At 47.6% G+C, this 16,425-nt stretch carries 12 protein-coding genes; 2 read left to right on the top strand and 10 right to left on the bottom strand.

Features of this window, described 5'->3' with window-relative positions; genetic code table 11:
- Positions 1 to 121: 121 nt before the first annotated feature.
- From NC796_RS20135 to NC796_RS20095, 9 genes are all read right to left on the bottom strand, one after another.
- Positions 122 to 1,699, bottom strand: a complete 1,578-nt coding sequence (locus NC796_RS20135) for an SLC13 family permease (protein ID WP_310687186.1) — start codon at positions 1,697 to 1,699, stop codon at positions 122 to 124.
- 54 nt (positions 1,700 to 1,753) lie between these two features.
- Positions 1,754 to 2,524, bottom strand: a complete 771-nt coding sequence (locus NC796_RS20130) for a 3-ketoacyl-ACP reductase (RefSeq protein ID WP_310687183.1) — start codon at positions 2,522 to 2,524, stop codon at positions 1,754 to 1,756.
- 2 nt (positions 2,525 to 2,526) lie between these two features.
- A complete protein-coding gene (locus NC796_RS20125; RefSeq protein ID WP_310687182.1) occupies positions 2,527 to 3,918 on the bottom strand; it encodes a hypothetical protein in 1,392 nt (463 codons plus the stop codon).
- Positions 3,919 to 3,944: 26 nt separating this feature from the next.
- Complete coding sequence (locus tag NC796_RS20120) at positions 3,945 to 5,105, bottom strand: Gfo/Idh/MocA family oxidoreductase (RefSeq protein WP_310687180.1); 1,161 nt, start codon at positions 5,103 to 5,105, stop codon at positions 3,945 to 3,947.
- Positions 5,106 to 5,135: 30 nt separating this feature from the next.
- On the bottom strand, positions 5,136 to 5,591 hold the full coding sequence (locus NC796_RS20115) for a cupin domain-containing protein (RefSeq protein ID WP_310687178.1): 456 nt from the start codon (positions 5,589 to 5,591) through the stop codon (positions 5,136 to 5,138).
- 96 nt (positions 5,592 to 5,687) lie between these two features.
- On the bottom strand, positions 5,688 to 6,755 hold the full coding sequence (locus tag NC796_RS20110; RefSeq protein WP_310687177.1) for a PmoA family protein: 1,068 nt from the start codon (positions 6,753 to 6,755) through the stop codon (positions 5,688 to 5,690).
- Between the two features lie 57 nt (positions 6,756 to 6,812).
- Complete coding sequence (locus tag NC796_RS20105) at positions 6,813 to 8,177, bottom strand: Gfo/Idh/MocA family oxidoreductase (protein ID WP_310687175.1); 1,365 nt, start codon at positions 8,175 to 8,177, stop codon at positions 6,813 to 6,815.
- A 116-nt stretch (positions 8,178 to 8,293) separates the two neighbouring features.
- Complete coding sequence (locus NC796_RS20100) at positions 8,294 to 9,985, bottom strand: RagB/SusD family nutrient uptake outer membrane protein (protein WP_310687169.1); 1,692 nt, start codon at positions 9,983 to 9,985, stop codon at positions 8,294 to 8,296.
- 21 nt (positions 9,986 to 10,006) lie between these two features.
- Positions 10,007 to 13,006 carry a TonB-dependent receptor gene (locus NC796_RS20095; protein WP_310687164.1) on the bottom strand — a complete coding sequence of 1,000 codons (3,000 nt, stop codon included), beginning with the start codon at positions 13,004 to 13,006 and terminating at the stop codon, positions 10,007 to 10,009.
- Positions 13,007 to 13,314: 308 nt separating this feature from the next.
- Here NC796_RS20095 and NC796_RS20090 point away from each other — a divergent pair, with 308 nt between their 5' ends.
- Entirely contained in the window at positions 13,315 to 13,497 is a 183-nt protein-coding gene (locus NC796_RS20090) for a hypothetical protein (protein WP_310687162.1), read from the top strand.
- A 217-nt stretch (positions 13,498 to 13,714) separates the two neighbouring features.
- On the opposite strand, the gene NC796_RS20085 is transcribed toward NC796_RS20090, so the two are convergent.
- Positions 13,715 to 13,888, bottom strand: a complete 174-nt coding sequence (locus tag NC796_RS20085) for a hypothetical protein (protein WP_310687160.1) — start codon at positions 13,886 to 13,888, stop codon at positions 13,715 to 13,717.
- Between NC796_RS20085 and NC796_RS20080 the strand changes: the two genes are divergently transcribed.
- The gene (locus tag NC796_RS20080; protein ID WP_310687159.1) at positions 13,887 to 16,148 is read left to right on the top strand and encodes a c-type cytochrome; all 2,262 of its coding nucleotides are present in this window, start codon (positions 13,887 to 13,889) and stop codon (positions 16,146 to 16,148) included. The two genes, NC796_RS20085 and NC796_RS20080, sit on opposite strands and share 2 nt — an antisense overlap.
- Positions 16,149 to 16,425 lie beyond the last annotated feature (277 nt).

The raw sequence follows: 16,425 nt of genomic DNA, 5'->3' as shown, positions 1-16,425 counted from the left end.
GCTGACGCTGGTCGGGAGTTAGTTCTATCGTTGGGGCAACATTCATGAGCGTTTAATTGAGGGTTGGAGGGAATATACGATGTCCCCAGCTAATAATTACTATAATTTTTGAAATTAAGTACTAGTAAATGGTTAAAAGTGAACTTATACCTTCAGGAACCACCCCGATATCTATACCGAGGAATATAGTGAAAAGGAAGTAGGTCAACACGGTGATTAGCATAGCAAAAAACAGGTTCAGCACAAGTCCTGCGCGCGTCATCTGCGGAATACTCATGACACCACTACCGTAGACAATGGCATTGGGTGGTGTTGCCACAGGAAGCATGAAAGCACAACTGGCGACCATCGTTACCGGTACGGCAAACAACAGTGGATCCTGCCCAATGCTTATGGCTACCGAACCGATCACCGGCAGGAAAGCAGCAGCCGTTGCCGAGTTACTGGCCAGCTCCGTAAACATGATGATAATTCCGGATATAATAAATAAGATCAAAATGACCGGCCAGCCTCCGAGAATTTCAAAATAACCGCCAACCCATTCAGCCAGACCAGTGTGCTGTATAGCCCCCGCAAGGGAAAGGCCGCCACCAAACAGGATGAGCACCCCCCAGGGAATCTCTTCCGCTTCTTTCCACCGCATCAGGAACGTTCCGCTGCTCAGATCAACGGGGATAATGAACAGCAATAAGGCACCAAAGATTGCAATGCTAGCATCAGAAAGTGCAGGTACAAACTGTTCAATCAGTGGACGGGAGATCCAGAGCAGGGCGACCATGGCGAATACTACAGCCACCATCACCTCAGGGCGACTAATTTTGCCCAATCGCTCCATCTCCTCCTCGATATATTCCTTGCCTCCCGGCAGAGTATCAAATTTAATTGGGAATACAATGTTCGAAAGAGTGTAGAAAATGACCGGTAGTCCCAATATCACAACCGGAATACCGAGGCTCATCCATTGAACAAAGCTGATTTCCATCCCGTAGGCGTCCTGGACGAAGGCGATCATCAGTGCGTTGGTGGGCGTCCCAATCACGGTACCAAGTCCTCCCACATTTGCCGCGTATGCAATAGCAAGCATCAAGGCCACGGCAAAATTGCCATACTGGGCCAGCTCCTTGGGATCCTCCGTGCCTGTTTTGGTTAGTGCAATCACCGAAAGACCGATCGGCAGCATTAACATGGTGGCCGCCGTGTTACTCACCCACATACTCATAAATGCGGAAGCAACAATAAATCCAAAGATGATATTTCGGGGCTTCGACCCGATGGCACTAATAATATTAAGCGCAATGCGCCGGTGCAGGTCCCATCGCTGCATGGCGATTGCAATAATAAAACCACCCAGGAACAGGTAGATCATGGGATCGGCGTAGGGAGCTGCGGCCTCTTCAATACCGGTTATCCCAAGCAAAGGAAACAGCACCAACGGTATCATCGCCGTCCCCGCGATAGGTATGACCTCGGTCACCCACCAGGTTGCCATGAGAACCGCAACAGCAGCGGTCCGCCACCCGGCAAGGCTAAGATCTTCAGGTGAACTTGATAGTACCATTAACAAAAACAGCACCAAGCCTCCTACAAACCCGATCCATTTTTTGAGTTCTACAGGAGCCTCTTCAGGTTCCCCTGCAAAAGCGTGGCTTTGACTTTGTTTTTCTAATTTTTCCGTTTGTTCATCGAATGTGTTACTCATTTCAAACCCGTTTTATTCTGTAGTTAATTCATCATCCCATCTAAGAGTAGCAAATCAGAGGCGCGGAATGGTTAAACCACCATCCACCATTATTACCTCTCCAGTTGAATAAGCAAAATTACCATCTGCCAGTGAAAGCACCGCCTTGCCCAGATCTTCAGGGTATCCCCAGCGCTGCTGCACTGTCAAGCCATCGGCGATCAGGCGGTCATACTTTTCCTGGACGCCCGATGTCATATCGGTTTTGATCACACCGGGACGTACTTCATACACATTAATATCGTATTCGGCAAGACGCACAGCCCAAATTTTGCTGTGCATTGCCAACCCCGCCTTGGAAATGCAGTACTCTCCCCTGTTGGGCGATACCACCGTAGCCGATATTGAGCCTACAGTGACAATGGTACCGGAAAAGGCGTCGTCCCCCTCCTTTTGTTCTACCATCCACCGGGCAATACGTTGTGTCAAAAAGTATGGTCCTTTCAGGTTGATGCCCATCACCCGGTCGTAGCTTTCTTCTGTGGCTTTAAGGGGATCAAGACGTTCTTTGGGTGCCACACCGGCGTTGTTTACCAGTACGTTCAACCTGCCGTAGTGGGACCGCAATTTGTCGACTATCGCCTCGCGGTCGTCAGAAGATCGTATGTCTCCCTGACAATAAATGGCATCTGCACCGGTAGACCGCAATTCATCAAGCACATCCTGAACCTGATCTTTCCCTCGTACGCCATTGATGGCGACATCATATCCATTTTCACAGAGTTGTTTAGAAATTCCAAGTCCTATACCCCGGGAGCCCCCGGTTACAAATGCAACTGGTTTCATTATCAATCACTTTTTTTTATACCATTAAAAAATGTGTAGTAGGGATCATCACTCAAGACCCGCGTGACGTACAGAGCCAATTCCCGCATATGGTAATCACCCCACATGCTCGATTCACCGCAGGGAATATTTTGTCCCTCGGGAATATGATCCCAGCCATTGGGTCGGTGATACACGGAGTGAAGCAATAGTCCCTGGTGGTCCTCACTGGTGCTGAGGTAAGGCTCATCCAGCAGGGTACGTGTAACTGCCAGACCGGCCTGCCAATATTGTTCTCCCGAATCTTCGCGGCCTTGTTCTTTCAGGTAATGCCCCAGCCGCAACAAGCCCTGTCCTCCAATCGCGGCGGCGGAGCTATCGACCGGCTCATATTCGTTGTAGGGATCTGCGGGTTTCTCGGTATAATCACCCAGTTTATGGAGTAACGGGGCCCCGGTATCCCAATAGGGAATCCCATCGAGCGAAGTATGCTCAATATAGAAATCACAGGTGGCCTGGGCTGCTTTCAGCATCATCTCTTGCACTTCTGCATATCCGCCCACCGGCTCCAAGTCTTGCTTATCTACCTCTTCCAGGAATTCAAGCTGCTCGGCAAAACCGCACATCGCCCAGGAGAGTCCACGTGTCCAGGTAGTGAAGGGGGAGTATCCCTGTTGTGAATTAGGACATCTGAACTGCCCGTCATTCGTATTAAAAACGGCCTCATGGACAGTCCGTCCGCGAATGTCATAAGCATCGCGACCCTCCCCATAGTAGACACTGTACTGTGCCGTAGACCGGGCGTGCTCTACTAAGCGCTCAAGCAGGGAAATCTGTTGATCATGCTCACCATAGAGCAGATGCCCCAGACGGTAACTCAGTGCCAATGCGCGCACCGTACGGATGGTATCCACAAACAACGAGTGTGGTCCATTAAAAGAGTAGATAAAACCTCCTCCATCTGCTGTTTCCGTCCAGCGTGCTGCCTGCACCGCACCAGTGGATTTAAGTGCCAACTCATAAAACTCCTGTTCCCAATCTTCAGCTTCAAAACGCCCCTCGCTGAGCAAACGGCGCAATGCACCATACGTACTAACATTGTTAAAGCCATGATCATGGACCCCGATATGAGTAATGTGAGGGGCCATTTTTTGTACCGTTGCCTCGCGTCCCCACTCCAGAAACTCCTCCTCATCGGTGGCGTCAAACTGAATAATTTCGGAACCAAACTGGAACCCCTGGGTCCACTCAGTCCAACCGCGGGTGGTATACTTCCCCTCCACAGTAAAGACAGGCGATCCCTGGGATGGATCATACTCATCCCTGATCAGTCGTATTTTCTGTGCCGAGAGGTCCCAAAAATTTTCAAGAGGCTGTTTGAGAGTTTGAATGTCCAACTTTTCGCTTATATCCATTAACTCCATTTTTGTATTTAATCTTTTCAGGTAAGTGAAGGAACGTCGATCCATTCCCGCTTTTCGGATGCCTCATAGCCAATTTCAGCAAGCTGCACGCCTTTGGCCGCTTCCAGAAGGTTCCATCGGAATGGCTCATCCTTAACAACGTGACGCAGGAAAAGCTCCCACTGTATTTTGAATGCATTGTCAAACTCCTGCTGATCCGGTAAGAGGATCCAATCTTCATGGAAATCGTGATCGGAATCCACATCCGGGTTCCACACAGGCTTTGGCGTTGCTGAGTGGGGCTGAATCCAAGCTTTTCGCAGGCCGGCAACGGCTGATCCCTTGGTACCGTCCACCTGGAATGTTACCAGGTCATCGCGCCGGACGCGGGTAGTCCATGAGGAGTTAAATTGTGCTACAATACCCTCCTCCAGCTCAAAGATGGCGTATGCTGCATCATCCGCGGTAGCCTCATATTCCTCACCTTTCTCATCATACCGTTTGTCAATATGGGTAGTACCCAGGCAAGAAACGCGCTGCACTTCCCCAAAAATATTGTCAAGAACATACCGCCAGTGGCAGAACATATCCAGGATAATGCCCCCGCCGTCTTCCTTGCGGTAATTCCATGAAGGCCGCTGAGCAGGGATGGTATCACCTTCGAAAACCCAGTACCCGAAATCAGCTTTTACAGATAGAATTTTACCAAAGAAATCCTGCTTCCTGAGTTGTCTGAGTTTTGCCAGGCCCGGCAGCCAGAGTTTATCCTGCACCACCCCGTGCTTTACACCTTTTTCTTCGGCAATTTCGTGCAGTTCTACGGCATCCGGCGTGTTAAGTGCAGTTGGCTTCTCACAATAGATATGCTTCCCGGCAGCCACCGCTTTTTTAATATTATCCGGACGAAGGTCGGTGCGCAGGGCATCGAAATATATTTGGTAATCATCGTCTGCCAACACCTTGTCAAGATCGGTCGTCCATTTTTCAATCCCGGTCTGTTCTGACAACTTCTCAAGCTTTGCTGCATTTCGTCCCACCAGTATCGGGTCGGGCATAATTACTTCATCAGCGCTGATTTTCACCCCGCCCTGCTCCATTATTGGAATAATGGATCGCAGCAAATGTTGATTCATTCCCATACGGCCAGTAACGCCGTTCATTATAATACCTATGGTATGTGTCTTTAGATCGTCGCTCATCTTATCAGTTAAAATGTTTAATATTATTCTTTATTTGTACTCTTCTGCTGGCTCAGTGCACTGGGGTTGTGCTCCTTCAGGCAGCGATGGCACATCTACTCCCTCCTTGGGGAGTGTACCCTTCAGCTCTTGCTTCCAGTGAGCTACATCGCCCGCTGGACCATAGCAGTAGACAAATTTCAGCGGTGTGTCACTAATATTTGTCAGCTGGTGAAACTCATTAGAAGGGATATACACCGTTTGCCCTGAATGTATTTCTTGTCTTTCTGAACCTACGCATATTTCACCGGTCCCATCCAGGACCATATAGATCTCTTCCTGTTCGTGATTGTGCCAGGGTACTTGTCCTCCATTGGGTTCCAGTGTTACAATACCCAAGCTAAAATTTTCAGCCTGTAGATTGGAAGATCCCCCAACAATATTTTTGGTAAGACGTCGTGCAGGAAATGTACGGCCTTCAGTTTCATTTAAGTCTGATATTTCCATCTGTTTACTCTTATTTGGTTGTTTAACATTGATATTCTGAGATGGAACCTGGTTCGCATCTCATTTTAGAAAATTCAGGTGGTTTCAGTACATCACCTAATTCTGAGCATTTACAAATTGATTCCAGGCTGCCTCCACCTGTTCGCTTGTGGCTTGCTTCCCGGAGTAGATTATAATACGATGTTGAAACGTAACAGGGTCTCCGGCCGGCAGTCCAAAATTCAAGATCTCTTCTCCACCACTCAATGCCTCCTGCCCCAGCGGATTGGCTGCAAACAGGCCGTAGCCCCTTGCATGCCAGTATGTTGGAAATCCAACATTTTCGGGATGGTCCAGGATGGCGAGTGAAACCTCTTCATTTTCAACCCGGCCCGATAACATCATCCAGCGGGCACGCGTACCCCAAACATCTAAACCTTCAGCTCCCTCACTACTCAAATAATTTCCTGAGACACCTGCATTGTTGACTTTAGACTGTGAGGCTATTTCTCCGGAAGAATCAGTCAGAAGCACCGGTTCATCAGAGGGGTGTTCCAGCTGCCGGGCGACCCTGATGCCCAAAAGACCTTCTTTATTGTCTTTTAATGAGACTTCACTATCAAGTGCCTGGAGTGTGGTTATTCGATCTATGATTCTTTTATTACCGGAATGACGAAAAATGAACATCGTATTTTCCCGCAGGATCGCTTCTCCATCAGGACCGTTCCATTCCATGGTCACCCCCAGGCGACCTTCATCCTGTCCACTTTCGAGCTTGTTTATTTCTTTATGGACAATGGTGCCATAATTTTCTTCCTCACCAGCCGGAATATCATTTGAATTATTCCAAAAATCCAGTCCGTTCACGTCTCCATAATTGAACCATAAACCTACGTGATGAGGATGGTCGACTCGTTCCCCTGCACGTGGATCAAGGGGGTATCCACGCGTGACAAAGTTTCCGCTTTCTGTTTTAAGAGGGTAGAGCACGGGTTTTTTTAGCGTTTCAGTATAAAGATAGGAGGTAAAAAGCTTACCGTTTAACAGTACATCTACCCGTTTTTCATCCGGGTGATTTAGCAGTTTAATTGAGTTCTCCTTTCCATAGTCAGCATTAGCAAATGCAGCAAAAAATAGGATTATAAAAACAAGACTAATATGTATGAGGCGTGATATCGCAGGCACGATCGGTTTGGTTATAATTTTTTTAACTGTACCCAGTGAAAGAGACTTATTTAATAGTTAATATTTGAACACATTTCCACCTGCCAGTACTTCTTGGTTTTCCTCATCAAATGCTACATACTCACCCGTGCGAAGGGCAGCTGTGGTCATGATGTTGGCAATTGAATGATTATAACCTGCGCGGACCCCAGCATTAGGCTCTTTTCTACTCCTTACACATTCCATCCAATTTCTCATGTGAGCTGAAGTCATACTATCCACACCTGTGTTGGCACTGGTTGCAGCCTCGGCTGCATCAGAAAGGGATTGCTGTTCCAACAGATTAGGTTCCATCCCCATTGCAGAGGCATAATGCTCCGTCAACCCGCCATTGGGAGTGACTTTATTCGTTTCAAGATTTAGCTCCCCGCCGTTGGAATAGTAGATCTCCTTAACGCCGCCGGCAGAGTTGGTGAATCGTGAAGAATAGACCACCTGAAACCCTTCAGACTTGTCATCCAGGGGACCGTAATCAAATACAGCAGTCATGGTATCATAGTTTTCACGACCATCTTTCCATAGGTATATGCCCCCGTTGGCCGATACGCTCCTGGGATGGGGCAGTCCACTAAACCAGTGAACGGTATCAATTTGGTGGGACATCCACTGCCCGGGAATTCCGGATGAATAAGGCCAAAACAGGCGATACTCCAGGTACTTTCGCGGATCCCATGGTTCATACGGACGATTCATCAAGTACCGTTGCCAGTCCGTATCTTCTTCGCGAATCTGCTTTGTTAACTCAGGCAACCGCCATCGACCCGGCTGATTTACATTCCAGGTCATTTCCACATTTACAATATCGCCGAATTTCCCAGCATGAATGAAATCGGCTGCCGCATGGTAATTGCGTCCGCTTCGCCTTTGCGAACCTATTTGTATAATCTTATCACTTTGCTCAACGGCCTTAAGCGCTGTTCGGTTGTCTTCCATTGTCTCCGCAAACGGCTTTTCAACATACGCGTCACAGTCGGCCTCAACAGCCTGCTTGCAGTGCAGGGCATGCTGAAAGTCTGCAGTACTTATAATAACCGCATCAAGATCATGCTTCTCATATAACTCTTCGTTATTACGGGCTTGTGCGACCCCTTTGCCAGACTGCTCTTTTATAAATTGCGCGCCTTCATTTCGACGCTTGTTCCAAATATCAGAAACAGCAACTATCTCAAAATTCAATTCCCCGGAATGGTCCAAGAATGAAGGAATCAGTGAGCCTTTGGCCCTATTTGAGAAGCCAACGATTCCTACTCGCACTTTATCATTGGCTCCTAAAATATTGCCATAGCTTTGGGCACTTATGCCTGTTGTAATACCAGCCGATAAAATGGCTGACTTAGTCAAAAATTCCCTTCTGTTAATACGATTGTCGTCTGACTTACTCATAGTTTGTAAAACCGTCGTGGTGTAAAATGATTTGCCAATCCTTTGTATGTACTTAAAATGACATAGAGTGGCAAGCATAGGGACTTGCCACTCATGTCATGTATTTCCCGCGTTAACTAGTATCCGGGATTTTGGGGAAAAGATTGTTCTCCGCCTTCAGTCAAGTCAATTTGAGACTGAGGTATTGGTCGTAGGTTGTGGAACTCCTCGAGACCGCCGATTGGTGGAACGGCATCGGGGTTGTGGGCGGTAGTCCGCTCAACGAGCTTGCCAGTCCGTTTTAGATCAAACCAGCGTAACTGCTCGCCAAGCAACTCGCGACCCCGTTCATCCAATATAAAATCGATGCCCTCATTCTGCAGGCTTGTAGCCGTGGTTGAAGTCATATTGTTTTCTTCACCCGGCCAGGCTGCACGCTCCCTGACGGCATTCAGGTGTGCTATGGCATCTGGTGAACTAGCTCCATCCATGTAGAAATAGGCTTCTGCCGCAATCAGGTGTGTTTCGGCTAAACGGAACGCCATCCAATCCCTGGAACCGCCCGTTTCGTTCACACTTGCCCGGTTGGGATCCATAAACTTCCAAAGTGGGGGAAAGTTAATGAAGTTATATTCCTCTGGCGTGATGACCTGCATGTTGTAGGTTTGCTGCTCAGATAACGGCATATTGAATCCAGGGAACCAAATAGCCGTATCACCTTCAGCAAATGTAACATCTACACCATCCACATTGGAGTAGTTTCCTGGATCGATCACGCGGAATGCATCTTTAAACGTCTTCTTGTAACGTGAATCGGTATCCCTGTCATCTAGGTTAAACATCTCTTGGGTAGTGAAGAGCGTGGGACGGAAACGACGGAAAGGTCGCCCGAACTCAACGGTTCTGAAAAGACCCGGTTCCTGGTCATACGGGAAATTGAAATACAAGTGTGCAGAGTTACCGCCACGGAACAGGTCATGGTCCGGTGTACCGTTTACTAGCGGATTCTCAGAATATTGTACTGCCCATACAACTTCGGCATTTTGCTCATTTCCAACCTCAAAGATATCGGCATAATCATCAAGAAGCTGGAAACTGTAATTGTCAATAACCGTTTCCGCCAGTTGAGCAGCCATCTGGTAATCACTGGATTCAGCTGCATCAGATGTCGCTTTCGTTAAATAGACCCTTGCCAGCAGATGCTCGGCAGCCGGCTTGGTTGCTCTTCCGTATTGCTCAGGCTCTGCCGGAAGATTGTTCATTGCAAATTCCAGGTCTGAAATAATCTGGCCATACACATCAGCGACAGGTGCACGAGACGCCTGGAGCTCAACTCCTTCGGTCTCCTCTGTCGTCAGGTGCACAGGTCCAAAGTACTGAACCAGGATAAAGTAAAAGTGGGCCCTCAGGAAGCGAACTTCGGCCGTCCTTCGGGTTACTTCATCGCCGGGCAATCCTTCGACGCTTTCGGAACGGGCTACTACCGTATTGGCAATATTAATGCCCCGGTACATGTTTCGCCAGATTGACTCCATAGGATAAGAAAAGGAGTCAAACTCGTTGCTGTAGCGGTTCATAGCTTTAAAGTCACCATCAGCACCCTCACGGTAGGTGTCCGTACCGAATACGGATGCTGTCATTCCCTCTTCCGTCCCGTAGAAGGTTCGGATGTAGGAATAGGTGGAGTTTACTGCTTCATTAAAACCTTCAGGCGTATTGTAGCGGGTATTACTAACCTGGGTTTTCACTTCCTCCTGCAGAAAGTCTGAACAGGAAGCCACCAAGCCCGCCATCATTACAATCGTGAATATTCTTAAATACTTATTCATAATGCTATCCGGTTGGTTGTATTAAAATGTTAAGTTAATTCCAAAGTTCATTTGCCACTGCGCCGGGGTACCGGTTCCTGGATTCTCTGGATCGATACCGCGATGGTTTTGCACATAAGGCGAAATTATAAACGGCTGTTGCGCATTGGCATACACCCTGAGTGCCTGGATACCAAGGGCATCCTGCAGGATATGACTTGGGACGTTATACCCTAACACGACGTTCCGGACTTTGATGAAATCGCCATCGTAATAGTGCCGGGCACTATTATAAATTGGAAACTCACGGTTTATGGTCGGCTGTGGATGCCTGTTTACAGGGTTGTCCGGAGTCCAGTAATCCACATCGAACTCGTTGTATCGACCTACCATGGCATCGTCATGTATGCCGCTATCGATGGTATGACCGAAGTTGCCGTAAAAGAATACCGACAGGTCGACCCCTTTATAACTGAAACGGGTATTCAAGCCACCCGACAGTTTCGGCATTTCCTGACCAATGATGACCCGGTCTGCTGCATTAATCTGGTCATCTTGATTCACATCTCTTACCCTGATCTCACCTGGAATCTGGTCGTAATTAGCTGCTTCTGACTCTTCGTCCAGCTGCCAAACGCCTATTTGATCAACATCGTAGAACACATCGATCGGCTCACCGATGAACCATTCGTTTCCTACATCATCCTGTGTACCACCGTACAGTTCTACGATCTCTTCTTTATTTGAGGCCAGGTTAAGATCAACCGACCACTGGAATGCATCCCTACCTGTAGCCTGGATAATATCGGCGGAAAGTGTTCCCTCTATACCGGTGTTCCGGGTAGAACCGACATTCTCCAAAATACTGGAGTATCCACTGGTAATGGGTAATTGCCGTTGCAGCAACAAGTCACTGGTTTCCTGGCGATAAACATCTATGCTACCCGTGATTCGCGAGTCAAGTATTCCAAACTCAACTCCCACATTGGTTGAGGTCGTGGTCTCCCACTTCAGCTCAGGGTTAGCAATTTGGGAGGGTTCGAATCCAAATGCCGCATCTCCGCCATAGTTGTATTGCGTCCTGGCAAGAAGTCCCTGCGTCTGGTAGGGGTCAATACCGGTTTGCCCTGTTTTGCCCCAACTCACTCGAACTCTCAAATCAGAGAAAACGCCCTCAGTGGAGAAGAAATCCTCGTTGGAAATATTCCAGGATAGTGCTACCGATGGAAAAAATCCGTACTCGTTTTCTTCACCAAATCGTGAGGAACCGTCTCTTCGACCTGTAGCCGTAAGGAAATACCGGTCATCGTAATTGTAGTTTAAACGAAGCATGCTCGAAAACAGACTCCATTTTTCAAAGCTGGTATCAGCACCCAAAATCTCCTCGGCAGCTCCAAAGTTGAAAAGCTCCATCGTTTCCACCGGGATACCCCGAACTGATGTGAATGATGTTTCCTCATTAAACTCCTGAAAACTAACCAAGCCGGTCACATCAATGGAATGCACATCGGTGATATCCTGCTGATATCGTACGATATTCTCCCAGGTGTACTCAAAAACGAATTCCTCCCCTCTCTGCGCAGCAGCGGGTCCTTGGAACTGATCACGTGAACGAGAAGCCTGGTAGTCGTTATCTCGCTCATACCGGATATCCGGTGCAAAATTCATTCGAAAACTTAAATTGTCGGTGAAATCAATATCAGCGAAAATATTGCTCAAAATGCGCTGTCTTTGTTCTTCATCGACATACGTTTCGGGAAGCACCTCAATAAGTGGATTGGAACGCTGCCCATCATTGATCGGCTGGAATCGTAAATTCCCTTCCTCATCATATGGTACGCCAAGCGGACTGTTTGCTAAAGCCTCACCATAAAAACCCTGATCGCCCCCGTTCTGCACACTGTAACTGGCCAGTGTCGAGGTACCGATGCTGATATTATCGCTAACGTCAAAATCAAGATTCAGGCGTGTAGTGTAACGGCTGAAATCTTCCGGTGCCAGAATCCCTTCCTGCATAAGTCCACCAATGGAAACGTGGTATCGCGTATTTTCATTACCACCGGATATTCCAAGTTGATGATTGTGGCGTACACCCGTCTGAAGAATCATATCCTGGTAGTCCTGATAAACACCGTTCTCCAGGTTTTCCAATTCGCCAGGCTCAAGGAATTGTGAATCATTTCCTGAATACTGCCCAGCTGCGCGATGAGCTTCACGGTTTAATTCCGCATACTCTTCCCCATTCATCACATCTACCTGGCGTAAAGCTTTAGAAAAACCGATAGAACCGTTGTACTCAACCGAAAGCTCACCGTCATAGCCACGATTGGTAGTTACAATAATAACTCCGTTAGACCCCCTGGCACCATAAATTGCAGTCGCAGAAGCATCTTTCAACACCTCAATAGATTCAATGTCCTGCGGGTTAATATCCCTGATGCCACCAGATATCGGGACACCATCGACTACATACAGCGGCTCGTTGCTTGCATTAATTGAACGGTTACCACGAATCCTGATTGAAGCACCATCACCGGGCTTTGTCCCGCCAGAAGACACAACTACACCAGCAGTCTGCCCCGTAAGGCTCTGATCGACCGAGGTTACCGGAACTTCATTCAGATCTTCGCCAGATATAGACGAAACGGCACCTGTTACTGCGCTTCTTTGCTGGGTACCATACCCGACAACCACAACATCTTCACCCAACAGAGTACCCTGAGTCATTTGGATATCCAAATTCAGAGTTTGACCGCTGGAGATATTGACCTCGGTTTCATACCGTTCGTAACCTACAAATGAGGCTACCAAGGTGTAGGACCCCGGATCGATACCTGTTATTTCGTAGTTACCTTCGGCACCTGTGGCTGTACCTGTTTGCGTTCCAGCCAAGAATACGTTCACACCGGGAAGTGTCTCCCCCGTGCTTGCATCCGTTACCGTTCCACTAATTTGTTGCGCATACGCTGGCATTGCTGCACAGAAGAAAACTCCCATGAGCAAACCAAATATTAATCGCATTGTTTGGTTCTTATTTCCCATAGTATCACCTTAGTTATTATTTCTAGTTATCCCGTCTTATTGAGTAGAATGAGAAGTGTAACCGGTTAAGTACTTACTTTTTCAGAGAAATTTAACCGGTTAAGTAAGCATCGAAAAAAATAGCTGCTGCATCCCGGCAGCATCCGATTGGTCGTTTCCCCATTCTAATCAGTTAACGATTTACTTAACCGTTAACTATTCGACCGACTATTAGTTAATTAAATTTGTGTGGATTCGCAAATTCAAATTGTTAATCCTATTAAATATTGGAAAAACAAACCCGGAACTCTTTATAACTCGATCATCGATTGAGCATAGAAGAGCAAAATGCAATCTATCCTTTGTCTTTGTCATTTCGACTGGAGAGCGGCCCCGAAGGCTCATCGGGACTCGTAATGGATAAATCTACCTCTTGGGATACGGAGTTTTCTCGACTCCATCCCGAAAAAACCATCGGGATTCCACTCGAAATAACAGAAAAGACGGTATAGGGTATAGCACACATTTTACGCATACTTGATTTAACCGGTAAAAACGTTCTTTATTTTTTCCAGAAAGAGCTCTTTGTAATTATTCAAAACAACTTTTATTTAGTGCTTAGCCATGAGCAGCCCTCTTTCCGTAATTTTATTTAAAATACAATAACCTATACGAAGTCACAGTTCACTATCTAATGGTACAACAAGGACAATCTCTTTTATCCCCCAACTACAAAACAAGCGTTCTAATATCAATCCGGCCTTTGGTATTTATCACAATTGCAGGGATAGCAATGTGGCTTATTACTGGTTGTACATCCAGGACCGCATCAAACGCCGGGCCAACGGTCCCGAAATTTGCTAATATTTCTGCAGCCAAGGCTGATTCTCTAACTAAAAACATGAACTCACCCGATTATGGAGATTACGCTTCTCTAAAAATACCACCACTAGCTCCCAACGAAGCACTTGAAACTTTTGAACTGGAAGATGGATTTCGCATCGAACTGGTTGCTCACGAACCAGATGTTGTAAACCCGGTGGCGATGGACATAGATGCGGACGGGCGACTCTGGGTCGTTGAAATGCGCTCCTATATGCCGGTGCACAATAAAAGTGCAGAAGAGACCTCGGAGATGGAACAGGTACCGGAAAGCCGGATTGTAGTCCTCGAAGATACCACCGGCGATGGACAGATCGATCACAACTGGGTATTTATGGATAGTCTTGTTTTACCACGGTCCATAAAGGTGCTTGATGATGGCGTCCTGATTGCCGAACCACCCAACACCTGGTTCATACAAGATACAACCGGTGATGGCATTGGCGACACCAAGGAACTGGTCTTCAACCGGTATGGCGATCCAGAATCAGACAATGTTGAGCATATGGACAATGGTCTGATGTGGGGGATGGACAACTGGATATACAGTGTGTACAGCGACGTTAGCCTGAGACGCGTCAACGGTGGCTGGCAAACACGCCCTTTTGAACAGATGACGCAGTGGGGGATTACCCAAGACGACTGGGGACGTCTCTATTCCACCCATAACTCAAGAACCCTGGTCTCTCACCTGGTTCCATACAGCTATAGCCATCGCCATCCAAAATTTAGCCTGGAGGCAGGGATAAACAGCAGTATTGCCGAAAGTGAAACGATGTGGCCGGCCCATCCGACTGGGGTAAACCGGGGTTATCGCATCAACGAGATTGTACGTGAAGATGGTACACTGAAACGGAGCACCGCCACCTGTGGGCCGGTAATTTATCGGGGAGATCAGTTTGGAGAGGCCTACCGGGGGAACGCTTTTGTCCCGGAACCCGCGGGCAACCTGATTAAACGATTGGTTAACCTGGATAAAGATCCTGAGGCAATTACTGCCGAGGCCCAATTTGCCTATGAGGGTCGCGAATTTCTGACATCCACGGATGAGCGGTTTCGCCCTGTAAATCTCTATAATGGGCCTGATGGGGCAATATACGTGGTGGATATGTACCAGGGGATTTTCCAGCATGCCCATTACTTAACTGATCATTTAAGAGATTATGCAGTTGAACATGACCTCCATAAACCGGCTGGTGACAGTAAATTTGGCAGAATTTACCGAATAGTCAGAGATGATCGGCCAATAGATTACGACACTCCAAATCTAACGCAAAGTGCTCCCGAACAACTCCTCCAATTCCTATCCCATAAAAACGGGAAGTTGCGCGATGCCGCACAGCAGCTTCTTGTCCAGCGGTCCCCGAAAGAAGTGATTCCCCAGCTTGAAAACCTGGTTAGAAATCAACAGAAAGTATTTTATACCCGGTTGCAGGCTCTTTGGACTCTTGAAGGTTATGACCGCAATATCTATAAACCTGACGCACTTTATACCATCGCTACTGATGCTTTACAGGATACGCATTCCCGGATACGGGCTGCTGCTGTCCGTATACTTGAACAGGGCGTAAGAAGTAATCCGGAGGTAAGTAATTCCCTGGTTAAGACGGCAAAAAATGAGGATGCGCCCTACACACAGCTTCAGCTGCTTGCCACTTTGGGAGCCACAAACGGCTCAGAACAAAACGAGGCTATGGCAGATATCTTAAACAGAAATTTAGACAGTGTTTATTTTCGCGAGAAGTTCCTGACCGGGGTGCATGGGAAAGAATCTGACATGCTTGCACTTCTTAAAACAGCCTACTCCTGGGATGGAACTGATGACAAAAATAAAAAATGGATACTGGAACGACTGCGGGATGCGGAGAATAATAATGAGACTGATAGTCCCACACTGGCCGGTGAAGAACTGCGCTTGTACAAGCTTGGCGAACAACAGTTCCGTAACTGCATGGCCTGCCACGGCAACCAGGGAGGGGGGATCGAAGGAGTGGCACCGGCACTTTCCGGTAGCCGGTGGGTAAATCGCGAGGATCCTGCGGCACTGACCAGTATTTTGCTCAAGGGCTACACAAACAGGGATACTGAATTTGCCGGTGTGATGCCCTCTCACAGCTACCTGACGGATGAAGAGGTTGCAGCCGTCCTGACCTATATCCGGCAGTCCTGGGAGAATGACGCTCCACCCGTTGCCATTGAAACCGTTTCCAGCATTCGAAAAGCTACAGAGGAGCACAGTGGCGAATGGACAAAAGAAGAGCTGCAAAAACTACAAAATTAATTTTAACCTGAGTTCAAGATAAGACTAACTCAAAATAACAACTGTCATGGCGAGGAGGCTTTGTTGCCCTTTTTGGCTTAACGATGAGGTCGACGCGGCGATCTCCCCGTCTTTTTTGTTCCCCCATTGGGAGATTATTGCCTCCCGACAGGTGTCGGGATCCAAAAGGTCACTGAATCCCTCACAATGACAGTTCTTTATGTCGAACTGACGTTAACTTTAACCCGTTTACCGGTTATGGATCTTCTCAACCCGCAAACGCATTAAACTTTAACAA

The sequence above is a fragment of the Aliifodinibius sp. S!AR15-10 genome (assembly GCF_031569985.1).
Taxonomy (GTDB): domain Bacteria; phylum Bacteroidota; class Rhodothermia; order Balneolales; family Balneolaceae; genus JAMQKA01.
Note: the sequence above shows the minus strand (reverse complement) of the source record. Positions and strands in the feature narration are given on the sequence as shown.